Source organism: Chitinophaga sancti (assembly GCF_034424315.1).
Taxonomy (GTDB): domain Bacteria; phylum Bacteroidota; class Bacteroidia; order Chitinophagales; family Chitinophagaceae; genus Chitinophaga; species Chitinophaga sancti.
Window position 1 is genome coordinate 1,222,201 of the sequence record NZ_CP139972.1, and the last position, 24,372, is coordinate 1,246,572.

The following is a 24,372-nucleotide window of genomic DNA, read 5'->3' on the forward strand; positions in this document are numbered from 1 at the left end:
GCTTATAATCATAAGCTCTTATGTCATCTTCGGCCCATAAAAGCTATGCTCATACGCCCCACCGACGGCGAGCTTTCCAAAAGGAGTTTCTGGTATGAAGGGTAATTCAGCTAATATTGAGCCTCCTTGTGAAACGTTAACGCCATCTTTTCCTGCATAATCCAGACTAGGGGCGAACTCTTTTGATGAATAAACGCCTGCTTTAGCTGTTAAAAGATTCACTTTGATTATATTGAGTTCTCCCGTCACCTTTAATTCAAAAAGTTGCCCCCGGGAACGGAGGCAACGACATTTAACAACAGGGGGTTCAAACATTCATTTCCAGGAAACATTACAACACAACATCCGCCACCGTCTCATTCGCGGGTAGATCTCTCGCAATCGCAGTAATCACACTACCTTTCAGCGCATCATTCAGCACGGTTGCCACATATACCCAGTCTAAGCCGTTAGCATGCATCGCCGCATCTCCCTGCTCGATCAGCACTCCCGCAGCATTCGTGATAGACACCTTCACACCAGCTACCCTGAAATCGTCGATAGCCCTGACCGTTATCGTACTACCGATAGCACCGGTGTATAAAGCCGTCGTGATATTCCTGATTTCTGGCGCGATGAACGCATCCCTTACTGCCAGGTTATAGGCCGACTGGTCCTTTTTTGCTTTCACGGCCGCCGCCTTGTATAAAGCATAGATATCGGGTAACTTCAAAATGGATTTGGCATAGATAGTGCCCATTTTGAATCTGCTCTGGATGTTGAGCTGCTTCTGCGTAGGGTCTACCGTGTTACCCCTACGATGCTTTCCGATCTGGATGCTTCCAGACCTTTTCTTAGTGATGGTCAACTCTTTCCCAACTGTACCGGAAGTCTCCCTCCAGACCATCGCATTTGATTTTGCCATTGTTTTAATTTTTAAAATGTGAGGAATGTATACAGTGGGATAAGAGGTGCCGCTCTCTCGTCCCAGGCACAGCCTGTATGATTGCAATAGTAAGAAAGGAATAAACCGGTAAATAGAAAATCTGTTGGCGAATCGATAAATGGGGATTGAACGATCGAAAATAGAGGGATGAAGATTAGAGGATCACCTTTATTCTTTCGAAAAAATGCGGTGCATAAGTCTTCCCTAATGCAAGTTCTTTATCCAATATAAAAACTGTCTCCATGCTAAATTCCATCACATAATCCATCCCCACTACATAAGACCTGTTTACCCTGCAAGAATGCGCTGCAGGCAATATTTCTTCTAACTGTGCAAGGGTGCTGTTTACCAGGTAAGCGACGCTTGATGTGACTATCCTCACGCAGCCACCACAGGCTTCCAGCAATACCATGTCACGACTATTCACTTTCGTGAATACCCCATTGGTTTTCCGAATAAAAATGTCTTCATGCATAATTGAAATCTATTTACTCCTCAGCCCTGTATTTCCAAAAACGATAGGCTAACCACTCGGGCCGCTGATCCTTGTAGTAAGCGCAAAACTCCGCCAGGGTCAATTTATAAGTGGACGGTTTACCCAGGGCATTCTTTGCGTCTTTTAGCAACCTGTAAGCGGTAGATGAAGAATCATCTATCATCACGGTTAGCGCTTTGGCTCTTAACACCTCGTGGAATAAATATGCGTACTGGCCATCAGGAGTGAATTTCTCAAGATTGCCAAATTTTTCATATTTGTCATTGTTCAATAGCCGGTAATTTTATTCTTTATAATTGTAAGTTGGGGTGTATAAATTTAAGCATTGATTGTTTTGAGAATTCGATGTAAGAGACAGGAGATTATTTTCCTTGAATCATCCATCCAAAGCCTTTTATAAAAGCGTAATCGGGCATACAAATTTAAGCATTCATCGCCTTATAAATTCAAAGTACGCATAACAATAAACAGGAAATAATTCCTTTGAAATATCCAGCCAAAGCCTTTTACAAAGGTTTAATCGGGCATACAAATTTAAGCATTCATCATTCTATAAATTCAAAATAACCATGACAACAAAAAATAAAATATTCCCATTAAACCCTCCCAAAAAAACATCAAAAAAACCAAACAAAAGAACCATAAACCCTGAATTCACCACTGCCATCCGTGCGGCAAAACTGATCCGGGTTTGCGCAGCATTCATGGCTCCTGACCGGCAGCGTTTTTACCGGCTTTCAAAATTCATTCTCCACCAGGTTATACATGCAGATACCTGTCACCCAATTGGTGAAAGACAGATTCTACATGAACACTTAAAAGTTTTTGAGAACTATGCATTCGATCCGGATCATCCATTGGAAAAATATCTGCCTGCCGACATCATCACATCCGTAGATAACAAAATAAGCATCTCCATCCCCCAACCGGCAATCAATTGGCCCGCACAATCTTTATATTATAAGATTTTCCTCCTGGGTGTCAGCATAGATTTTCAGGCGTTCACTGCAAGCAGTGTGAGCCAAAGTACGGAGTGGCTTACGCAGGATACAGCGCCTATCCATCTGGAAATAGACAATACCTGTTCCCTGCTAATCGCTATAGGGATTGCATTTTCAAACAATAAGACTACGGTTGCCACCTGCAAGGCGGTAAAAATCATCTGCGTCAATACTTAATCATTTTAGGCGAACTTCCCTCACCGTTTCATTCCCAGTCAAATTTGCCACCATCATTGGCTACTCCAATCGTACATCTCAGGCATACTCACCACCAACCACTTCAACCACACTTCCCTCACCATCTCATTCCCTGGCAAATCCACCGCCACAATTTATCGCTCCAACCGTTCATCCTCCTGCATACTCACCACCACCAATCACTCCAACCGCACTTCCCTCACCGTCTCATTCCCCGGCAAATCCACCGCCACAATGACCACTTTCCCACCCACCGGCAACATGCCCGCCTTATAATACCAATCCACACCATTGCGACCTAACACCGCCATCCCTCTTTCCTGTAACTCACCCGCCGCATCAAACACCTTTACCTGTACTTCCGCTACCCTGAACTCATCCTTCGCTGTTACCACCACCGTCGTATCCTCAAACACAATACCCTGCACCTCCGGCGACCTGTAAGCATCCTTTACCGCCATATTATACGCATTCTGCCCCGGACCCGCCTTTGACTTATAATAAGCCTTCAGCTCCGGATCTTCCAAAATCACCTTCGCATAAGCCGCGGCTACGCGCAACTTATACCTGGCTTCTAACTGTTTTTTTGACGGTTTATTTTTTGACGGACCACGCTTCTTCGCCATGATAATCTGCCCGTTCCTTTCGTAAATCGTAAGCTGACCGCCGAGGCTTCCCCGCACGAGTTGCAGCAAAATATTATCCTTCACAATAGCCATAACAAACAATTTTTGGGGTTATACTGCAAGGTAAAGATTTTCGCCTGGAATATTACCCGACAACGACATTTAATAAGTACTAATTCATTACTTTATGCCTACCTCAATATCCAATTGATATAAAAGTACCCTTTACATATCCTTATGGCTATATGAAGGATTAAAACAAAGCCCCTCTTTCAATAGGGAATTAGCACAGATGGAATCCTGGGCCACCCAATAGATCACACCACTCCATTGTTCGTATTTTTATCATAAATCTTTCATTAATCCCATGTCTGTGTTATAACATTTCTCTCCAACAATAAATACTTTTACCCTTAATTCCAGCCATAGACTGGGTTTTCCTTATACCATCAACATTGTCATGAATTTTAAAAACTACCTGTATTCGTAAACCATTGGTTCTCTGATGATATCCTATACCATCCCTGACCCGTTTCCATATTTATAGTAGCACTTAGATGAAACAAATTTTATTGTTCCTATCCCTGCTATGCACCGTTGCACAAAATGCAATTTCGCAGAGCCACCCACTTGCAAGGCACAGAATGTCCGGAATAGGAACACCGCTATTATTGGTATTTTGAATGAAGAAGAGCAACAAAAAGTCGATGAATTAACCTGGCGGCTTGAAGTTCTAAGTAAAGTTGGAATAGCATTAATCAAAATGGGAGATAGTCCTGATTATACATTTTCATTACTTCCAGATGAGAAAGTAAATGGGGAACTGGAATTACCAGCGGCAGACAATTTATTTAGAATCACAATGCATTTTATACCTGGGAATTTAGGTAATGCATTGCATGAATTGAAACATGGTTTTCAGGCATTAAAGGGAGATATAATTGGGGGCTTAGAAAATGAAAAAGTCACGACGAACTACTCAAAGAAATTTACAAGCCTGGCACAACTTAACCAGCCTGGTTACTTTAGGCAATATGCTTTTCCGGGTAAACTTGCACCAAATGTCGAACCCTTAAAAGAAGAACTTAATTATCTAAATAACCAGGTTCAAGGATTAACGGGAACTAACAATCAATTAAATTATGTTATTCAAAACTCAGATCGACATCAAACTACTGTTGACTTAATAAAACGTATAACTCTGCCTAACGGTACACCTATTTATACCAAATGACTATGAAAATCTTAATAATATTTGCACTATTATTAGTGCTCACATCCTGCTCATCCAAAATAACGGATCGACGATTTGTTACAATAAAACCTTTGCGCGATTGGGAAGTTACGCTAACATTCAATAAAGATTCATCCTTTATAATGAAAGATGATTTCTGTTGTAATGAATTTTATTATTGTGGGAAATGGCGATATGTAACAAACTCAAAAAACACAATCGTTTTGTCTGATACAATTAAGGCTGTATTTGACGACTATCATGAAGCTTTCAAGGTATACAACCGAGATAAGCACTATTTCCAACTTTATCCTCCACATTATTATTTTCCTATTATTTCCAATGATACAATAACTATCAAAAAGAATGGGAGGAAAATACTTTTTCGCGATTTAAAATTTGAAAGACAGACAATATTCGATCGTAAAAATTTATCCAAAACAAGAGCTTTATTAATTGCACATGAACTCGTTTATACTTTAAAAATGCCTAATAAAGAATTCAAAAGTCGGTTTGGAAAAGGTAAAAGGCAAATGTTAAAGGCAAAAACTAAAGAATTAATGATTTGTCCCGATTTCATTTTCCCAATGAAGATGCACCGTAAAGGCTCTTAATAGAACTGAGAAATTGCAAATCATGTAGCTGGTAAAATAAATGCCAGCTACTTATGGGCTACTCAAAAAATTCTACCAGCCGGGCACATTTAGAGCAAGCCAACGATATCAGACAACAGGCATATTTGGGTGAACTTCCACCAAATGCCAAACCAGTAAATGGAGAATTGATTTGCCTGACTAATGAAAATAGAAGGATATACTGGAACTAAGGATCAAATAAATTCTGTTATTCAAATCTTAGATCACCATCAAATTACTATTGACTTAATAAAACATATAACTAAGTTATATACTCCCCATTTATTAGACAGCAATAGGTGAATTATTAATTAAAGAATCAAATCTATTACTACTATTATAACCTTTTTCTTTTTTTGGTTCTTTTTTTCTTTTTGTTGATATCTGTGGATATGTGGATAACTTATCAGCTGCTCCATAAACTTCAGCAGGAGTCTTATATTCCAGGCCTTGATGTTTTCGTTCCCAGTTGTAGAATTCCACATACCTGTGAATTCCCTTGTATAAATCCAGTGTACTATCATAAGCATTGAGATAGATATTCTCATACTTGATGCTACGCCAAAATCTTTCGATTGCGATATTGTCAGTGGCTCGTCCTACTCCATCCATGCTTAGGCGAATTTCAGCACCTAATACAGCTGTTGTAAAGTCTTCACTGGTAAACTGGCTGCCCTGATCCGTATTTAAGATCTCTGGTGCTCCATAAATAGAAACGGCCTTTTCAAGCGCTTCCAGACAAAATTCCACTGTCATAGTATTGCTGAGTGTCCAGGATAACAGATAGCGGCTATTCCAGTCTATAATCGCACACAGGTACATAAAACCCTTCGGCATTGGAATATAAGTTATATCCATACTCCAAACCATATTATTCCGATCAATTTTCAGGTTCCGAAGCAGGTAAGGATATGTTTTATGCCACTTACATGCCTCACTTGTATTAGGAGCGGGATATATGGCAGAAATATCCATCTTTCGCATCAATCGCCTTATGCGCTTCACATTAACCTGTACTTCTGGTGTACTCAAATGTTTTGCCATGCGCTCTGCTCCAAAATAAGGATGTTCCAAATGCAGACGGTCTATCTGCTCCATCAGCGCCAGGTTTTGTTTGCTTTCTCCTTTGGGCTCATGGTAATGGCTGCTACGAGATACTTCCAGCAATTGACACTGACGTACAATACTGAGCTCATTGTCCTCCTTATTTACTAAAGCCATCTTTCCAGTTCTTCCCAAATGCCTGCTCAGATTTTTTTTTCAACCAGTCAACCTCTACCTTGAGCTGACCGATTTGCTTATATAGTTCGTCTTTTTCTTCCTGATGATCAGAGGCCGCTACGCCTGCTTTCTTACCCTGATCAAACACATCCTCTGAACCTGATAGCAGTTGCTTCTTCCACTCCGTTATCTGAGTAGGATGTATATCATACTTTTCGGCCAGCTCTGCTAATGTCAGCTGTTCCTTTAAGGCTTCGATAGCTACTTTCGCTTTAAACGCCGCATTGAACTTTCTTCTTCCCTTGTTCATATTGTAAATTTAAGATGTTTTTCCACTTAAACTTACTGTCCGTTTTTCGGGGAGTATTATAAAGCTCACCAAGTATATCCAACGGGAATGCAAACCTTAGCCGCTGTATCATATTTACATTTAACGGACCTTTGTAAGTCATACTGAAAGTAGCCTTCTCTTAACCCAAAATATTGAATTGAATCACTACGCTGATTTAGTAAAAACAATTCATTATTATGAATCCCTATGCTAGTTGTTAAATCATCATTGTAATTTACACCATTAAACACAACGCAAACACCATTCCCTACTTTCATTACGATATTCTCCATTAATCCACTCTTTCCTACAAGCGGATTCATTGACAATATATAATACTTATTCCCATCATAGCGAAACCAACTCACTCCTTCCAAATCAAACAGCACTTTCCTAAAATTTCCACTTCTCGGGATATGTACTTTGCTATTTTTCACTTGAATAAAATCAAAATCAGGTTTTTTTGACAAGTAAATTTTTATGTCGTCTTGAGCTAAAATGTATAAATAATCATTCCCAATTTTCTTTATTTTATAGTCAATGGAAGTACAATTAATTTGTTGGGAAATAATATCCTGTAGACCATTTTCCAAGCATTTGTAATTTCCTGATTGAGTAAGAAGAAAGCTTACCACTATCATTACATACTTCATAACTTCTTATTTTTCCTTTTTGATATTCTTACTATTCTTTTCTTGTAACTGCTTAACACGGCGAGGATCTCTTGTGTCATAGAAAATATGTGAACGTTTGCCAGCTCCATCACGTCTTAAGACTTTATCCTTCAGACTATTCTGGATAGGATAATGGATATTCAAAAACTAAATGCCCAGGATAAATCTGATGCCTTTAAACTACTCGATATGTTCCTCCGCGATGCTAAAGCTAGACATGCATATAAAACGCCCCCCCGGTCGACGACCGGGGGGGCGTTTTATCAGTAATTATTGATATAAAATCAAGTCAATCTAACATATTTAAATACTCCTTCTTTAATGCGATTAATAACGCAGACACCATATCATAAAAAGCCTGATGTATATCTAAACTACTCACAGTTTTTTCTGTATAATTTAATATCCTTTGAGCTAACATTTCTCCAAAACTTCTAATGACTGAAAGATCTAATTCATATTCATAGAGATCTTTCAGCTCTAAGCGAATTGTTAGTAATGGCCCATAGTCATCTTCATTTGCATATTTCAGAACAATTAATTCAAAAACATACTCTTTCCTACTGTCTCCTAAATGTTGCTCTTCTCTAAAAGAGACGCCATTTATTCCCGACAGGCTGCTTTGTAAAAAAACAGACATAGATTTAACCTCTTCTTCTATTACCTTTACAATTCCCGAGTCCATAAATATTACTTTTTCTTTCCAGCAGAAGGGGCAGTTTGAATCTCTTCAACCCTTGCTTTTTTCAATATTTTAGCCAGTATATGTGCCTGACGCTTATTTGCTACAACATCAGGCCGGGATGCTGCCCATATTTTTAATGCCCTTTCACTTTTAGGTTTGATTCCAACATGCGACCCTTCAACACTAAGTTCAAAACCAAGAGCTTTAAGTTTTTTCACGCTTAACTTTTGTACTTTACCACCACTGCCCATTGTTGCAGCAACAGGATCTTTAAACGTTGACAGTCCCCCTTTAGAATCATAATAGTTATCGTCCTTACCTCGCCTTGGTGTAAAGTTTGCATCAGTAAAACCACCTCCCCTATGTATATATGAATCTTATTCATTCTCATCTTTCTTAGTAGGTGATTGCCTTGGGTCAAATTGTCGCGTTGGATTAGCCTTTGGCTGTGGTACCGTGTTAGGATTAGCTTGTGATTCCGATACCGATGTTGCATCCGGATTCTTCAAAAAAGGAATCCTTGGCAATATAGGCATAGGTTCAAAAGATGTCCAATTAAATGGTAACTCTTGCCATAAACCTATACGATCAATTTGCATATTACCAAGCGCCCGACCTAATCCGGCGCCTTCATATGTTCCACCTACTTTTGCCCCCGCATCAACACCTGTTTCAATCGCCTCGTTAACAGAAAACATTGGTGGCTCTATACCAAACATCGGTATTAATTCCTCAGCTCCATCTAAATCTACAGCCCAAATAGGTTTATTTCCTGCAAATTGATATGGTGTATACCATGGAAAACTATTCGTTAAAGGATCTACGCTTAGGAACCTCCCCAACCTCGGGTCATAAATCCTCATCCCATAATCCTGCCATCCCGTCTCCACATCATTCTCCTTCCCATTAAAACCATACCTATACCCCTTCGCTGTTATCCCATAACTCACCCCATTATCACTACCAGCATCCGCATTGGCCTGATCTACCATCAACGTCGTAAACTCATCACTATCTCCACTCGCAAACCCATCTTCAAGACTAATGGTCGCTGCTGCCATATACGTCGCTGGCAGGTTATTCGTACGCTGAATCACAGTCGGTATTACCGGTATCGTATCCCCATTCCTGATAATGCTACCTGCTATATTCCTACCCGTGCCAATTTGACCACCTCTACCCGGCATTAGCATACCAAAGGGATAATATTCCTGCGCATTGACTATAACTGCATTATAACGATCTACAGTCGTATTATTGAGAGATACACCCAGCTTCCTGTCAGACACAGTAGCCAGCACATTCCCCAGGTGGTTTGTCAATTCAAAGAACTTCTTTCCTCTTATAAAAGTAACATTTTTTCCTGCGCCCAGTCCGGTCATCCTTGTTCCGGTAGGAGTTGTCAGATCCTGTACATTGATTGCCAATGTGTTCATGTCTAAACGGCTACTGCGATACAGATTCGTTTCAATCTGACTGAGCTGTGCTTTATTGACAGAGGTATCATTATAAGTATAGACACTCCGGATATTGCCCCTTGCATCTCGCATATACCAGGTTTGGGTGGTATCGTTTGCCTTGCTGATCCGGTTACCGGTTACATCATAGGTATAGACGATTGCTGTACTGTCATCTTTGAAGATTGTGGATGTTTTGCAATAGACATTCCACCTGGTACTGTCAACACCTGCCCTGCGATCGGATACAATATTAGCTACACTGTCATACTTGTAGTTATCATATCCCTGGTTATCAATATCATTCCCATATCGGGCCCAGTTTACCGTATCCTTTACATAGGTCAGTTTATTGGTTCCCGGACGGTAATTGTAGATCATGGAGTCCATCACCAATGGAGAACCCGCAATAGAGTTATTACTATTTCTTTTGTTTTTTAGAATATTGCCATTTCCATCGTAGCTAATATTCTCCTGGAAATCAGGTAGCGCGGTAAATGCATTCGTCCAGGCATTGGTCAGGTATCCAGACCTTTGTTAGCTGTCACGCCTTTGAGGCGATTGAGCACGTCGTAAGAATAAGTGTATTCTAATAGTTTATGAAAACATCCATCTTAATTTTATCATTCCTTTCGCTAAGCCTTGTGGCTGGTAGCCAATCGCAGCCGGAGAAATTAGTTCAAAAGGTTTTAAAGGAGAATATCCCGCGAAGAAATCTTGAATTCAATATGAAAGACAAGCAACAAACAGAATATTCAATCAAGTACCTTGGCAGCGTTACCGTAAAAAATGGGAATACGTATAAGATAGTCAATTATCAAACTTATTCTAAGCCTGTTGGCCTCATGCAGCATGGGAACTGCATTCTCCTGATTTATACAGACAAGAACAAGTTTGCAGGGGCTTACTTTGTCGGTGATTATTTATCCTTACCAGACTACCTGGATAATAAGGAGCTTGTGTTCGTAGGAAAGTTCAAATGTAAGGAAATGACGAGGGTCAGTCTTGCAAACGGTCTGCCGCAACAGATCTACAAAAAATGCACAAAGAAACTAGGAGACATGTTTGAGTATTCCACCATGTACCCGTTTTAGTATCGGAAAACACCGGCTGTCAAAATATATGGCAGCCGCGGTTATTCCATTAACATCGGTAATTCAAAGTTGTTGTATACATTCACATGGAGCAGCACCTCGGTTTGACATCTTGCCTCATAACCTGAAAATGCTTAGTTTACCTTTCTTCCATAATTGTCGTTTACATTATAACTACGCTGAACGGTTACACCATAAAAATAGAAAACATCCCCAGGTGTATAACATCTAAATCTCCCTCCCCCCTTCGTTGCCAACCAGAACTTATTCCATACATAAAATTCCGGGAACTGCCTCACCCAAGCCTACAAATAAAATGAAACTATAGGAATTCCCATTTAATCGAATCTGACCAAATAGACTTAATTTTGCCTTCCAAATAAACTATATGGCAGGAACTGTGCTCATAATCGACGACGAAGAAAAGTTACGCAGCCTGATGAAGCGCATCATCACCCTCGAAGGTTACAACGTCCTTGAAGCCGGTAATATCAAATCCGCGCAAAAGATCCTCGATAAAGAAGATATCGATGTCGTACTCTGCGATGTCAAACTCCCCGACGGCAGCGGGGTAGATTATTCCAAAACCATCAAGGAGAAATTTCCTTCCCTGGAAGTCATCGTTCTCACCGCCTACGGCAATATTCCCGATGGCGTGCAGGCCATCAAAAACGGGGCTTTCCATTACCTCACCAAGGGCGACGATAATAACCAGATCATCCCTTTGCTGAACCGTGCCTACGAAAAAGTACTGCTGCAAAAGCGGATCGAAAAACTCGAAAAACAGGTAGGACAGAAATACAGTTTTGAAAGCATCCTGGGCAATTCCCGCGCGATCTCTGAGGCCATTGCCCAGGCCAGCAAAGTAGCCCCCGCCGATACCACCGTACTGTTATTAGGAGAAACAGGTACCGGCAAGGAAGTTTTTGCCCAGTCCATTCATAACAGCAGCAAGCGCGCAGGCAAGCCTTTCGTAGCACTGAACTGTAGCGCGTTCAGCCGGGAGCTACTGGAAAGTGAACTATTCGGTTACAAAGCCGGTGCCTTCACCAATGCAACACGGGATAAAAAAGGCCTGATCGAAGAAGCGAATAACGGTACCATTTTCTTAGATGAACTGGGTGAAATGCCCCTGGACCTCCAGGCGAAATTATTGCGTGTCTTAGAGACCGGCGAGTTTATTAAAGTAGGTGATACCAAACCCACCAAAGTGAACGTACGCATCATCGCCGCAACCAACCGTGACCTGAAAGCAGAAGTGGAGAAAGGTTTATTCAGGGAAGACCTGTATTACAGGCTGAATGTATTCGCCATCACCCTGCCACCCCTGCGGGAACGCAAAAAAGATATCCCGGCACTGGCAGAGTATTTTATCGCACTGGCCGCAAACCGCAATAACAGGAAAGCCCTGAAAATGACGACGGCGTTTGTAGAGAAACTGCAACTGCATGAATGGAAAGGGAATATCCGGGAATTGAAGAACGTGCTGGAACGCGCCGTGATACTCGCTGACGGTGATGAGCTATTGGTAGAACACCTGCCATTTGATTTGCAGATTGCAGATAAATCATCAGGGATATTGTCCGCATTTGATCTCGCCAGCGTGGAGAAATTACATATTATAAAGGTGCTGCATCATACTAAAAACAATAAAACAGAAGCAGCGAAATTATTGAATATAGGGCTTGCGACATTGTACCGGAAAATAGAAGAGTATAAAATATAGGGGCCTTTCGGAATGAAGTAGCGACATTATTGATTATAGACCTCGCAATACGATACCGGAAAATAGAAGAGTATATAATATAGGGGCCTTTGGGAATGAAGCAGCGACTTATTGATTATAGACCTCGCAATACGATACCGGAAAATAGAAGAGTATATAATATAGGGGCCTTTCGGAATGAAGCAGCGACATTATTGAATATAGACCTCGCAATACGATACCGGAAAATAAAAGAGTATATAATATAAGGTTCCTTCAGAAGGATAAAACTGAAGCAGCGAAATTATTTAATACCTGCCTCGCCACACGCTATAGGCAAATAGAAGAATACAGAATACAAGGTTCCTTCAGAATAATAAAACTGAAGCGGAACATTATTAAATATATGCCCCCGCAATACGCTACCGAAAAACAGGAAAATATAAAGTCGCGCCACAGTAATAAAACTGAAGCCGGAACATCATTTAATACCTGCCCCGCAATACCCAACCGAAAAATAGAAGAACATAAAGTCGCTTCGCAACAATAAAACTGAAACCTGGACATCATCAAATACATGCCCCGCCACCCCCCTACCGACAAATAAAAAACTATAAAATATAAGGCCCCCTCACAACGATAAACCCCAAGCCACAAAACCATTAACCCCCGCCCTCCCAACCCGCTACCACCCACCCCCTTCAAAATGATAAAACCCTCTCAAAATGAGAAGGTCTTATTTCCACCCCATTTTCCCATTCACCTGAAAACCAACCACTTCCCCCCTTCCCCGCCCTCCGGCACAACAATTGGCCACACTCCTTCATATAAAATTCATTTTTTATGAACCAATATGAAGCCGCTGCTGAAATAGCAGATGAAATACCCTCCATTCAAAAAGAAATAGTCAAAGCACCTGTATTCGGCTCTGCCTATCTCTGCATCAAAGTATTGGCGAACTACACTCTGAAAATGATCCAGGACCACCAGATCCGTGAAGTACAACACTCCATGCGCCTGGCCGAAAAGATCTACAACAAAGGCAACCAGCTCGTAAAAACAGCCATCGAAAATGTATTCATCTACAGTTTCAGTGCCATGAAAATGGTATGCTCCCGCCAGGAATGGCAGGAAATACAAAGCAAAATGCCGGTCAACATCTTTTCTATCTACATCCAACAACTACACGCTTAAATATATGTTCACATTTATCTACCTGCTCATCATAGCAGCCTGCTTTTACATTTTTTATAAATCTATTGACTTCTTCGAAAACATCTAAGCCATGATGACATTACTCCTGATCATATCCATCCTCGTATTCATCTACCTGGTGTATGTGCTCCTAAAACCTGAAAAATTCTGATCTCTTAAATTATGAACAGCGAAATCACAGGTGTCTTAGTCACCTTCTTCATTACCTTACTGATTGCTTTCCCCCTCGGAAAGTACATCGCCAAAGTATTCGCCGGCACACCTACCTTTACCGACTTCCTGCATCCCTTTGAACGATTCCTCTACCGCATCTGCGGCATCGATCCCAATAAGGAAATGAACTGGAAACAACACATGGTGGCCTTACTGACCATCAACATGGTCTGGGTCCTTTACGCCTTCTTCGTCCTCCTGTTCCAGTCACACCTTCCCCTCAACCCGGACGGTAACGGGAACATGACGCCGGACCTGGCTTTCAATACCAGTATCAGTTTCCTCGTAAACTGTAACCTGCAACACTACTCCGGCGAATCCGGACTCACCTACCTCACCCAGCTGCTGGTGATCACTTTCTTACAATTCGTATCCGCAGCAACAGGTGTGGCAGCAGTAGCGGTGCTTTTTAAGGCGTTTGCGGGCAAAACGACTGAAAAGCTAGGTAACTTCTTCGTTTTCTTTATTAAGACGATTACGCGCCTCTTATTGCCCCTGTCTGTGATCATGGCGATCATCCTGGCCTTTAGTGGTACCCCCGCCTCCTTCGATGGCAAGGATACCATTACCACCCTGCAGGGCGATACCGTACAGGTATCCCGTGGCCCCGCAGCGGCCATGATCGCCATCAAACACCTGGGTACAAACGGTGGCGGCTGGTTCGGGGCTAACTCCACCCACCCGCTGGAAAATCCCTCCTACTTTACCAATATGCTCGAAGCCATTGCTCAATGTATCCTTCCAATGGCACTGGTCTTTGCCTTCGGCTTCTTCATCAACCGTAAAAAACTGGGCTATGCCATCTTCGGTGTCATGACCATCGGGATGCTCACTTTGATGATCCCGAATATGCTGTCCGAACTCGGCGGCAACCCCGTACTTGCAAAGATCGGTTTGCATGATCACAGCGCGATGGAAGGAAAAGAAGTACGTATAGGTGTAGCCGCTTCGGCGTACTGGCAGGTGATGACGACCATCATCTCTACCGGTTCGGTGAACTCCATGCACGATAGTGCTATGCCGCTCTCCGGTGCCATGCAATTACTCGGTATGATGGTGAACTGCTTCTATGGTGGTAAAGGTGTCGGCCTGCTGAACTACTTTATCTTCCTCATCATCGCCGTGTTTATATCCGGCCTGATGGTGGGCCGTACGCCGGAGTTCATGGGGCGCAAAGTAGAGGCGAAAGAAATGAAGATCGCCGCCATTATCGCGCTGTTCCATCCCTTCCTGATATTGGTAGGTACGGCCATTGCAGCTTACCATCCGGACGCCGCCTGGCTCAATAATCCCGGTCACCACGGGTTTTCAGAGATGCTGTATGAATATACGTCCTCCTCTGCAAACAATGGTTCCGGTTTCGAGGGACTGGCTGATAACAACATCTTCTGGAATATCAGCACAGGCCTGGTGATGCTCTTAGGCAGGTTCCTGCCCATCATTGGCCCGGTAGCAATCGCGGGTATCCTGGCGAATAAAAAGTATACGCCGGAATCTGCAGGTACGCTGCAAACGGACAACGCTACTTTTGGTATCATGACCTATGCCGTCATTATGATCGTAGCTGCACTGGCCTTCTTCCCGGCTTTGACACTGGGACCTGTGGCCGAATTCTTTCAAATCTACTAATCGTTAATTGTCATGTCCAACAATAAATTATTCGAACCTTCACTGGTAGCCGGCGCTTTGAAACAGGCGTTCATCAAGCTCTCCCCGAAGAGCATGTTCCGCAACCCGGTCATGTTTACGGTAGAGATAGGTACGGCTATTATGCTGATCGTGACCGCCTATACGTATTTCACAAAGGATGCCTCCCAGGGTGCGCCCGGGTATAACCTGTCGGTCTTTATCATCCTGTTGTTAACCTTACTCTTTGCCAACTTTGCAGAGGCCATTGCCGAAGCAAGAGGGAAAGCACAAGCCGAAAGTCTGCGTAAGACAAGAGAAGAAACCCCGGCTAAAAAAATCCTGGCCGTTGGGGAGATCTTTATGGATGAAATGAAAATCGTTCCTTCGTCACAGTTACGCAAAGGGGACATCTTCATTTGCGAAGCCGGTGATATGATTCCCATGGATGGTGAAATCATACAGGGCCTTGCTACCATCGATGAATCTGCCATTACAGGGGAATCTGCCCCGGTGATCCGCGAAGCAGGTGGCGATAAGAGCTCTGTAACCGGCGGTACGAAAGTGCTGAGTGATAAAATTAAAGTGAGGGTGACCACCGATCCCGGGGAGAGTTTCCTGGATAAAATGATCGCACTGGTAGAAGGGGCAAGTCGGCAGAAAACGCCGAACGAAATTGCGCTGACGATATTACTGGCAAGTTTTACGCTGGTTTTCATTATTGTATGTGTGACACTGAAACCTTTTGGTGATTTCTCACATACCCCTATTACGATCGCAGCATTTGTATCACTATTTGTCTGTTTGATCCCTACTACGATCGGTGGTTTGCTGAGTGCGATCGGGATTGCCGGCATGGACCGTGCGCTGCGGGCGAATGTGATCACCAAGAGTGGAAAGGCCGTGGAAACCGCTGGTGACCTGGATACGCTGCTGCTGGATAAAACAGGTACCATCACGATCGGGAACAGGAAGGCTACGCATTTCTGGCAGGCGGACAACATTGGTAAAAAAGAATTCTTTGAAGCCTGTACCCTGGCTTCCCTGGCAGATGAAACCCCTGAGGGTAAATCGATCATCGAATTAGCAGCGGAGAAGGGCATTAAAACCAGTACTTTAAATGCAAACGGCGCAGCGTTTATTCCCTTTACAGCAGAGACTCGTTGCAGTGGTGTGAATGTGGGCGGATTGCGGATTCGCAAAGGTGCTTATGATTCCATCAGGAATATCGTGCTTCGTTCCGGCAATGCATTTCCGGCAGAAACGGAGGAGAAAGTGAAAGAGATTTCTTCTAATGGCGGTACGCCGCTGGTGGTGAGTCAGAACGAGCTGGTAATGGGTGTGATAGAATTGCAGGACATCATCAAACCCGGTATCCGTGAGCGTTTCGAACGTTTGCGCCGCATGGGTGTGAAGACCGTGATGGTGACAGGTGACAACCCGCTGACCGCGAAGTTCATTGCAGAAAAAGCCGGTGTGGACGATTTTATTGCAGAGGCAAAGCCGGAGGATAAGATGATCTACATTCGCCGGGAACAGGAAGGTGGTAAACTGGTGGCGATGATGGGTGATGGTACGAATGATGCGCCGGCACTGGCACAGGCAGATGTGGGAGTGGCGATGAACAGCGGTACACAGGCAGCGAAGGAAGCCGGGAATATGGTGGACCTCGATAACGATCCAACCAAACTGATTGAGATCGTAGAGATCGGTAAACAGTTGCTCATGACCCGTGGTACGCTGACCACCTTCTCCATTGCGAATGATGTGGCGAAGTATTTCGCGATCGTTCCGGCCTTGTTTATGACAGCTATCCCGGCACTGCAGGCGCTGAATATTATGCACCTGAAAAGTCCGGAGAGTGCGATCCTCTCTGCCGTTATCTTCAACGCGATTATTATACCCGCATTGATTCCGCTGGCGCTGAAAGGGGTGTCTTATAAGCCGATAGGCGCGAGTGCACTGTTGCGCAGGAACCTGCTTATTTACGGACTGGGGGGTGTGATCATTCCTTTCATCGGGATCAAACTGATTGATTTATTCTTATCCTTCATCATGTAATTATTCAATTAAGTATGAAAAAATATCTTTTGCCATCTATAAAACTCACATTGATTTTAATATTGCTTTTAGGCGTAGCATATCCATTGCTGATAGCGGGTGTGGCGCATTTTGCGAGAGGCGCGGGGAAAGGGCGTGTGGTCCTTTCCAATGGTAAAGTGGTGGGCTATGAAAATGTGGGACAGAAATTTACCTCAGATAAATATTTCCAGGGCCGGCCATCAGCGGTAGATTACAATGCGGCAGGTTCCGGGGGTTCTAATAAGGCGGTGAGTAACCCTGATTATCTGAAAACAGTGCAGGAGCGGATCGATACCTTCCTGGCACACAACCCGGGTACTGTGGCTGCGGATATTCCAAGTGAACTGGTAACGGCTTCCGGTAGCGGGTTGGACCCTGACATCTCTCCTGCTGCGGCAGAGATCCAGGTAATAAGAGTAGCGGCTGTACGCCACCTGGATGTTGGTGGCCTGCGCAAACTGATTGCTGACCATACGGATAAATCGTGGTTAGGCCCGGATAAAATTAATGTATTAAAACTCAATATCGCGCTGGACGCGTTAAAATAAATAGCACAATGGAACACGAGCGAGTAATAGTGAGTCATGCTGAGGAACAATATGCTGGCGTGATGGGTGATGAGAGGGAGGCTGCTGCGAAGGCGGGAGGCATGGGGAAAATGGAACATGAGCGAATAATCGTGAGTCTTGCTGAGGAACAACATGCTACTGTGGTTAAGGATGAGAGGGAGGCTGCTGCGAAAGTGAGGGGAATGGGAAAAATAGGAGATGAGCGAATAATTGTGAGTCTTGCAGATGTACAACATGCTGCTGTGGTTAGGGATGAGAGAGAGACTGCTGCGAAAGTGAAGGGTACGGGGATTGGGAAAACGGAACACGAGCGAGTAATAGTGAGTCATGCTGATGTACAATATCCTGCTGTGGTTAGGGGTGAGAGGGAGACTGCTGCGAAAGTGAACGGAATAGGGATTAGGAAATTAGAACACGAGCGAATCATCGTTAGAAAAGCGTGTCCTGCTGACATACAATATGCTGCGGTGATCAGGGATGAGATGGAGGCTTCTGCGAAAGCGAGAGGTACGGGGATTGGGAAAAGACCTATATCCGCGATCATAGACAAGATCAGGCAGGGAAAGGCGGTGATTGCATTAACAGCGGAAAAGGTGTGGGTAGGATTTTCATATGTGGAGATCTGGGGGCATGGTGAGTATGTGTCAAATTCAGGCTTGATCGTAAACCCTGTATTCAGGAATATGGGGGTGGCGTCTAGGATTAAGAAAAGGATCTTCCGGTTGTCGAGGGAATTGTACCCGGCGGCGAAGGTGTTTAGTATTACGAGTGGACTGGCGATTATGAAGATGAATACGAAGCTGGGTTTTGAGCCGGTGACATTTAGTGAGATTACGCGGGATGAGGGATTCTGGGCAGGGTGTAAAGCTTGTGTGAATTATGATATTTTAGAGAAGAAAGCGTTTAAGCAATGTATATGTACGGCGATGTTGTATTCGCCGGAGGAACATGGAGTGCGGCAGGTGGGTGTGCATTTGCAGAAAAGTGAAGTGTTAATGTAAAGGATATGTGCCAGGAATTTAAGGCAGGTGTGCATTTGGAGAAAAGTGAGGTATTAACGTAAAGCCGCTGCAGGATCAATTTCGCATCACGCAGGCTATTCACTGCCGCTGTCCAAAACCCACCCACATCCTTTCAACCGGCCGCAGGCCACTCCCTCGAAAGTTTTTGTTTTTGCCGAAGGTAAAAGCAAAAACTTTCGCCCTATTAATTAAAGTCTTGCATTCATGACTGAAAAAGAAAACAACGTCCAGCATTTCCTTGACCTGATCCGACAGTCACGGCGTGGAAAATTCAAAGTCTACATCGGCATGAGTGCCGGCGTAGGCAAAACCTATCGCATGCTCAAAGAAGCACGCACGCTCCTGCGGAATGGTGTCAACATCCAGATCGCTTACATCGAAACGCACAACCGGCCGGAAACGCATTCCTTACTGGAAGGCCTGCCGGTCATTCCCCGCCGCCAGCTATTCTACAAAGGCAAGATGCTCGATGAACTGGATACGCAGGCGGTACTCAACCTACACCCGGAAGTTGTCGTAATCGATGAGCTGGCACATTCGAACATCGAAGGCAGCAAGCATGAAAAGCGCTGGCAGGACGTCGTGGAGATCCTGGATGCGGGGATCAATGTGATCAGTGCGGTGAACATCCAGCATATAGAAAGTCTGCAGGAAGAGGTGAAGAACATCACCGGCATCGATGTATCAGAGCGGATTCCGGACAGCATTTTACTACAGGCCGATGAAGTGGTGAACATCGATCTGACGGCGGATGAGCTTATCACCCGCCTGCAGGAAGGGAAGATCTATACCCCTGATAAGATTGCTGTGGCGATGAAGAATTTCTTCCAGCCGGAAAAGATTCTGCAATTGCGTGAGCTGGCATTGAAAGAAGTGGCTTCGCAGGTAGAGCGGAAAATCGAATCGGCCCTGCCCCGTACCGCCCACCTGCGCAGTGAACGTTTCCTGGCCTGCATCAGCAGTAATCACGTCGTTGCCCGCAAGGTGATCCGGAAAACGGCCAGGCTGGCGGCGTACTACCATAGCCGATTTTATGTGCTGTATGTGCAGACACCGCGGGAGAACATGGATAGGATTGAGCTGGCATCGCAGCGGCACCTGATCAATAATTTCAAACTGGCGATGGAACTGGGAGGCGAAGTACTGAAAGTAAAAAGTAGTAATATTGCCAAAACGATTATGGTGACAGCGGAGGAAAAGAACATCACCACTATTTGCATGGGGAAACCTCATCTGAATGTGTTGGGGATGGTGTTGAATACGGCTGTATTTGCCCAGTTACTGGGCAAGTTATCTGAATCGGATATTGACGTTATAATTCTGTCATAAGATGCGCCTGAAAACGAAATTAAGTATAGGCATTGGGTTTTTATTTACAGCAATCCTTGTATCCGGCTTGCTGGGTATCTTCTCTATCAATTTGATGAAGAAAGATGCACATCTTGTATTGAAGGATAATTATGAGACGCTGGTGTATAGCAATAATATGTTGCAGACGCTGGAGCAGTTTCGCACAGATCCGCAGAGTATCGCTAAATTTGAGGAGAACCTGTCCAGGCAGGAAGCGAATATTACGGAGCCTGGTGAGGGAGCGGCCACGGGGGCAGTGCGCGCATTGTTTGAGCAGTTGAAGAAGGCGCCTTCCAATGACTCTTTACAACAACTCTTAAGAGATAAGATCTACCTGATCAACACGGCCAATCAACAAGCGATATTTTCTAAGAACAACACCGCGATGAATAATGCCAAGCGGTTTAGCAACTGGCTGGTGCTTATATTTTCGATGCTATCAATCATTGCCTTTACGCTGGCGGTGAACTTCCCGGGGATCATTTCTGAGCCGATCAATGCATTGTCAGAAGGGATAAAATCTATTGTCAACAAGGATTATTCCCGCAGGATTCATTTGAATCAGCAGGATGAATTCGGGGAGCTGGCACAGGCATTTAATACGATGGCGGAGAAACTGAATGAGTATGAGCATAGTAACCTTGCAAAAATCAAATTTGAAAAATCCCGTATCGATACGATCATCAACCAGATGAATGATGGAATTATTGGGATTGATGATACAAGGCATATCCTGTTTGCAAATCGTGTAGCCGAGAAGTTATTAGGTTTGAAAGAGATAGAGATTGCGGGGAAATATGCGCCGGATGTGGCTTTGCAGAATGACCTGATGCGAAGTTTGTTGCAGGAAACGAGTAAGGAAAAGGAGCTGAAGATCTTTGCAGATAATAAGGAGAGTTATTTTCACCTGGATGTGATCAATGTAGATAATAATGAACGGGTGATTGGACAGGTGATCGTGTTGAGGAATATTACGCCATTTCATGAATTGAATGAGGCGAAGACGAATTTCATTGCGACGATCTCACATGAGTTAAAGACGCCAATTGCGAGTATCAAGATGAGTGCGCAGTTATTGGCGGATCATCGGGTGGGTGCGGTGAATAAGGAGCAGGATGAGTTGATAAAGAGCATAACGGATGATTCGGATCGTTTGTTAAAGATAACGAGTGAATTGCTGAATATGAGCCAGGTAGAGACGGGGCATATCCAGTTGAAGATAGCGCCGGTTAGTCCGGGGATTATAATTGGGAACGCGACGAGTACGGTGAGTTTTTTGGCGCAGCAGAAGAATATCCGCGTGCGGGTGGAGGAGGCTGATACGCCTTGTAAGATGTTGACGGATCCGGAGAAGACGGCGTGGGTGTTGACGAATTTTTTGACGAATGCGGTGAAGTATTCGCCGGAGGATGATGAGATTGTGTTGAAGACGTTTATTAAGGAGCAGCGGATTTATTTTACGGTAACGGATCATGGGCGGGGGATTGATGAGAAGTATTTGCCGAAGATATTTGACAGGTATTTTAAGGTGCCGGGTACGCCGGAGAAGGCGGGTACGGGGTTGGGGTTATCGATTTCGAGGGAGTTTATAGAGGCGCAGGGCGGTAGGATTTGGGTGGAGAGTAGATTGGGGGAAGGTGCGGAGTTTGGGTTTTGGTTGCCGGTGGTGTAGGTTCTTTCTAGAAAAATAAACAGACAACCACTACTATTACAGCCATTCTATTTATTGTAATAGCAGTAGTTGTCTGATTGAATTTAAAGCCGGGCATAGACGCGCACACATGGCCTTGGTCTTACGACTACCACCCTTACTGGTGGTGGAGGTGGAGGTGGTGGCACAGGTCGTGCAACGACCACTACGCGGTGTACGGGTCTGACAATGATTACTTGTGCTTTTGCACCTGCGGTGAGGAAGCAACTAACAACGGAAAAAAACAGTATTTTTTTCATAAAAATTAGTGTTTATAATTTCTATTGATCAGGTATAATATTGAATGCTAAATGAGCACTTGTTTATTACTGAATTCAGCTTTTACTATTCTTATAATTTCCCCGCATTTCCTCTCTTCTTGTCTTCTTAAACTCCTGGTACTTTTAAAACTGATCATCAGGCATCAGCTTTTGCTGTTCTTATGATTTCCCTGCATTTCCTCTCTTCTTGTATTCTTAAAATCCAGGTATTTTTTAAACTGATCATCAGGCATCAGCTTTTGCTGTTCTTATGATTTCCCTGCATTTCCTCTCTCCTCGCCTTCTTAAAATCCAGGTATTTTTTAAACTGGTCATCAGGCATTAGCTTTTGCTGTTCTTTTAATTTTCCCACATTTCCGCTCTCCTCGCCTTCTTAAACTCCAGGTACTTCTTAAACTGGTCATCAGGCATCAGCTTTTGCTGTTCTTATAATTCTCCCGCATCTCCTCTCTCCTCGCCTTCTTAAACTCCTGGTATTTTTTAAACTGGTCATCAGACAATACCGGTTTCAGCGCCGCATCCCTTTCCTGGTCAGCAGATTTTAACTTCTGGAACTTCGCCAGTTTGCCGCCGCCGTCCTGTTTAATACTTCCCAGCTTAGTCAGGAACTGTGCATTGATATCATACACCTTTTTATACTGATCATCATTCAGGGAAAGATGTACCTGCATGGTATCAGTAATTGCTTTTGTGGCCTGGTCCTTTCTGCTTCCATCCTGTGCAAAAGCGCCCTGACACATGCCCAAAAACAGAACAAATAATGCAACTAATCCGATTTTGTTTCTCATATTTTAGATTTATAGCAAATAGACGGATATTTAGGGAATTGAGGGGAGGTTTTGACGGCGAAGCAGACAAATTGAAGGGTGAAGTATCGTGTATTGAGGATGCTACTGGAATTAGTATAGGCGCTGTAGAAATGGGGAATTCGTTTTAAATTAGCCGGATCAAATGTAGCCCGGTGTGCGACAGATCTATGCTGTTTCGTTTTAATTCAGCCAAGTCGGATAAAGGATTACGGTGATTTATTTTAATTAGGACTGGCCGGTTCAAGGTTTTTCCCTGTTTAACAAAGCAAGATCATCCTGTGAAAAGAGAGATTAGCCCGGTCTGCGACAGATTTATGCTGTTTCGTTTTAATTCAGCCAAGTCGGATAAAGGATTACGGTAATTTGTTTTAATTAGGACTGGCCGGTTCAAGGTTTTTCCCTGTTTAACAAAGCAAGATCATCCTGTGAGAAAGAGACCACTCCTGAAAATGAGCTCACTACGATAAAAATAATCATTATGAAAGTAATTGTCACCGGTACAACCGGCATGGTAGGAGAAGGCGTACTGGAGGAATGCCTCCGCAACCCGCTCATCTCGGAAGTTGTATCCTTCGCCAGGAAGCCCTTCGGCAAATCTCATCCGAAATTAAAAGAAGTCATCCACCCTGACTTTTTCGACATCCGCCCGGTAGCAGAGCAATTAAAAGGCTACGATGCCTGTTTCTTCTGCCTGGGCGTTACCTCCGTTGGCAAAAACGAACAGGACTACACCCATGCAACTTACACCCTCACTATGCACGTAGCAGAAGTACTCAGCGGACAAAACCCAAACATGACCTTCTGTTATGTCTCCGGCAGCGGAACCGACAGCAGTGAAAAAGGCCGCATTATGTGGGCGCGTGTGAAAGGCAAGACCGAGAATGACCTGATGAAGCTCCCTTTCAAACAGGTATTTGCATTCCGGCCTGGTTTTCTGCGGGCAGATAAAGACGCCAGGCATGTGCTGAAAGGGTATAAATATGTAGACTGGATATATCCGCTTGGCAGGAAATTGTTTAAGAACGGATTCTGTACCCTGGCAGAAATGGGCAAAGCGATGATTGCTGTAACTGAGAAGGGTTACTTTAAAAAGACAATTGAGGTAAAGGATATGGTGGCACTGGCCGCCTTATAGGGGTGGCATTAGCTACCTCTTAAAAATGTTATGAATCGCCTCACAGACGTAACATTAGCTACCTCTTAAGAATGTTATGAATCGCCTCACAGACGTAA

General features: G+C 43.8%; 27 protein-coding genes. 14 read left to right on the forward strand and 13 right to left on the reverse strand.

The features are described from left to right. Positions 1-18: 18 nt before the first annotated feature. From U0033_RS04375 to U0033_RS04390, 4 genes are all read right to left on the reverse strand, one after another. Positions 19-249: a hypothetical protein gene (locus U0033_RS04375; RefSeq protein ID WP_143151027.1), complete on the reverse strand. Its 231-nt coding sequence runs from the start codon at positions 247-249 to the stop codon at positions 19-21. 82 nt (positions 250-331) lie between these two features. Further along, positions 332-904 (reverse strand): hypothetical protein, encoded by a 573-nt coding sequence (locus U0033_RS04380; protein ID WP_322518519.1) that lies wholly within the window; start codon positions 902-904, stop codon positions 332-334. A 175-nt stretch (positions 905-1,079) separates the two neighbouring features. Further along, complete coding sequence (locus U0033_RS04385; RefSeq protein ID WP_322518518.1) at positions 1,080-1,400, reverse strand: LytTR family DNA-binding domain-containing protein; 321 nt, start codon at positions 1,398-1,400, stop codon at positions 1,080-1,082. 13 nt (positions 1,401-1,413) lie between these two features. Further along, on the reverse strand, positions 1,414-1,692 hold the full coding sequence (locus U0033_RS04390) for a hypothetical protein (protein ID WP_072366756.1): 279 nt from the start codon (positions 1,690-1,692) through the stop codon (positions 1,414-1,416). A 298-nt stretch (positions 1,693-1,990) separates the two neighbouring features. On the opposite strand from U0033_RS04390, the gene U0033_RS04395 reads away from it, so the two are divergent. Further along, the gene (locus U0033_RS04395; protein ID WP_072366758.1) at positions 1,991-2,599 is read left to right on the forward strand and encodes a hypothetical protein; all 609 of its coding nucleotides are present in this window, start codon (positions 1,991-1,993) and stop codon (positions 2,597-2,599) included. Positions 2,600-2,799: 200 nt separating this feature from the next. Here the strand turns inward: U0033_RS04395 and U0033_RS04400 are convergent, their stop codons facing one another. Next, a complete protein-coding gene (locus U0033_RS04400) occupies positions 2,800-3,339 on the reverse strand; it encodes a hypothetical protein (RefSeq protein ID WP_322518517.1) in 540 nt (179 codons plus the stop codon). A 586-nt stretch (positions 3,340-3,925) separates the two neighbouring features. Here U0033_RS04400 and U0033_RS04405 point away from each other — a divergent pair. Together U0033_RS04405 and U0033_RS04410 are read left to right on the forward strand one after the other, a co-directional pair. After that, positions 3,926-4,480: a hypothetical protein gene (locus U0033_RS04405; RefSeq protein ID WP_143150977.1), complete on the forward strand. Its 555-nt coding sequence runs from the start codon at positions 3,926-3,928 to the stop codon at positions 4,478-4,480. 2 nt (positions 4,481-4,482) lie between these two features. Continuing rightward, positions 4,483-5,094, forward strand: coding sequence for a copper resistance protein NlpE (locus tag U0033_RS04410; protein WP_143150976.1), 612 nt, complete (start codon positions 4,483-4,485; stop codon positions 5,092-5,094). A gap of 306 nt (positions 5,095-5,400) precedes the next feature. Here U0033_RS04410 and U0033_RS04415 read toward each other — a convergent pair whose 3' ends face one another. From U0033_RS04415 to U0033_RS04440, 6 genes are all read right to left on the reverse strand, one after another. Further along, positions 5,401-6,336, reverse strand: a complete 936-nt coding sequence (locus U0033_RS04415) for an IS3 family transposase (RefSeq protein ID WP_322518516.1) — start codon at positions 6,334-6,336, stop codon at positions 5,401-5,403. Further along, a complete protein-coding gene (locus U0033_RS04420) occupies positions 6,320-6,646 on the reverse strand; it encodes a transposase (RefSeq protein WP_322518515.1) in 327 nt (108 codons plus the stop codon). Before U0033_RS04420 ends, U0033_RS04415 begins: the two co-directional genes overlap by 17 nt. A gap of 65 nt (positions 6,647-6,711) precedes the next feature. Beyond that, positions 6,712-7,320, reverse strand: a complete 609-nt coding sequence (locus U0033_RS04425) for a hypothetical protein (RefSeq protein ID WP_072366375.1) — start codon at positions 7,318-7,320, stop codon at positions 6,712-6,714. Between the two features lie 310 nt (positions 7,321-7,630). Continuing rightward, complete coding sequence (locus tag U0033_RS04430; protein ID WP_072366373.1) at positions 7,631-8,026, reverse strand: hypothetical protein; 396 nt, start codon at positions 8,024-8,026, stop codon at positions 7,631-7,633. Positions 8,027-8,031: 5 nt separating this feature from the next. Further along, positions 8,032-8,244, reverse strand: a complete 213-nt coding sequence (locus tag U0033_RS04435; protein WP_143150975.1) for a hypothetical protein — start codon at positions 8,242-8,244, stop codon at positions 8,032-8,034. Positions 8,245-8,403: 159 nt separating this feature from the next. Beyond that, positions 8,404-9,864 carry an RHS repeat-associated core domain-containing protein gene (locus U0033_RS04440; RefSeq protein ID WP_072366370.1) on the reverse strand — a complete coding sequence of 487 codons (1,461 nt, stop codon included), beginning with the start codon at positions 9,862-9,864 and terminating at the stop codon, positions 8,404-8,406. A gap of 347 nt (positions 9,865-10,211) precedes the next feature. On the opposite strand from U0033_RS04440, the gene U0033_RS04445 reads away from it, so the two are divergent. The 10 genes from U0033_RS04445 to U0033_RS04485 all read left to right on the forward strand — a co-directional run bounded on the left by U0033_RS04445 (position 10,212) and on the right by U0033_RS04485 (position 22,031). After that, entirely contained in the window at positions 10,212-10,577 is a 366-nt protein-coding gene (locus U0033_RS04445; RefSeq protein WP_143150974.1) for a hypothetical protein, read from the forward strand. A gap of 388 nt (positions 10,578-10,965) precedes the next feature. Beyond that, a complete protein-coding gene (locus U0033_RS04450; protein ID WP_072366366.1) occupies positions 10,966-12,303 on the forward strand; it encodes a sigma-54-dependent transcriptional regulator in 1,338 nt (445 codons plus the stop codon). 822 nt (positions 12,304-13,125) lie between these two features. Continuing rightward, entirely contained in the window at positions 13,126-13,476 is a 351-nt protein-coding gene (locus tag U0033_RS04455; protein WP_072366364.1) for a DUF7674 family protein, read from the forward strand. Positions 13,477-13,570: 94 nt separating this feature from the next. Further along, the gene (gene kdpF / locus U0033_RS33225; RefSeq protein WP_394367271.1) at positions 13,571-13,648 is read left to right on the forward strand and encodes a K(+)-transporting ATPase subunit F; all 78 of its coding nucleotides are present in this window, start codon (positions 13,571-13,573) and stop codon (positions 13,646-13,648) included. An 11-nt stretch (positions 13,649-13,659) separates the two neighbouring features. Continuing rightward, complete coding sequence (gene kdpA / locus U0033_RS04460) at positions 13,660-15,339, forward strand: potassium-transporting ATPase subunit KdpA (protein WP_072366362.1); 1,680 nt, start codon at positions 13,660-13,662, stop codon at positions 15,337-15,339. Between the two features lie 12 nt (positions 15,340-15,351). Then, a complete protein-coding gene (gene kdpB, locus U0033_RS04465) occupies positions 15,352-17,397 on the forward strand; it encodes a potassium-transporting ATPase subunit KdpB (protein ID WP_072366360.1) in 2,046 nt (681 codons plus the stop codon). A gap of 14 nt (positions 17,398-17,411) precedes the next feature. Further along, the gene (gene kdpC, locus U0033_RS04470; RefSeq protein ID WP_072366358.1) at positions 17,412-17,966 is read left to right on the forward strand and encodes a potassium-transporting ATPase subunit KdpC; all 555 of its coding nucleotides are present in this window, start codon (positions 17,412-17,414) and stop codon (positions 17,964-17,966) included. Positions 17,967-17,974: 8 nt separating this feature from the next. After that, entirely contained in the window at positions 17,975-18,988 is a 1,014-nt protein-coding gene (locus tag U0033_RS04475; protein ID WP_245801890.1) for a hypothetical protein, read from the forward strand. Positions 18,989-19,213: 225 nt separating this feature from the next. Beyond that, positions 19,214-20,338, forward strand: coding sequence for a histidine kinase (locus U0033_RS04480; RefSeq protein WP_072366356.1), 1,125 nt, complete (start codon positions 19,214-19,216; stop codon positions 20,336-20,338). A 1-nt stretch (position 20,339) separates the two neighbouring features. Continuing rightward, positions 20,340-22,031 (forward strand): sensor histidine kinase, encoded by a 1,692-nt coding sequence (locus tag U0033_RS04485; RefSeq protein ID WP_072366354.1) that lies wholly within the window; start codon positions 20,340-20,342, stop codon positions 22,029-22,031. An 83-nt stretch (positions 22,032-22,114) separates the two neighbouring features. Here the strand turns inward: U0033_RS04485 and U0033_RS04490 are convergent, their stop codons facing one another. Together U0033_RS04490 and U0033_RS04495 are read right to left on the reverse strand one after the other, a co-directional pair. Beyond that, a complete protein-coding gene (locus U0033_RS04490; RefSeq protein ID WP_143150973.1) occupies positions 22,115-22,309 on the reverse strand; it encodes a hypothetical protein in 195 nt (64 codons plus the stop codon). A gap of 431 nt (positions 22,310-22,740) precedes the next feature. Further along, positions 22,741-23,118 (reverse strand): hypothetical protein, encoded by a 378-nt coding sequence (locus tag U0033_RS04495; RefSeq protein ID WP_072366353.1) that lies wholly within the window; start codon positions 23,116-23,118, stop codon positions 22,741-22,743. 499 nt (positions 23,119-23,617) lie between these two features. Between U0033_RS04495 and U0033_RS04500 the strand changes: the two genes are divergently transcribed. Further along, positions 23,618-24,274: an NAD-dependent epimerase/dehydratase family protein gene (locus tag U0033_RS04500; protein ID WP_245801889.1), complete on the forward strand. Its 657-nt coding sequence runs from the start codon at positions 23,618-23,620 to the stop codon at positions 24,272-24,274. Positions 24,275-24,372: the final 98 nt, after the last annotated feature.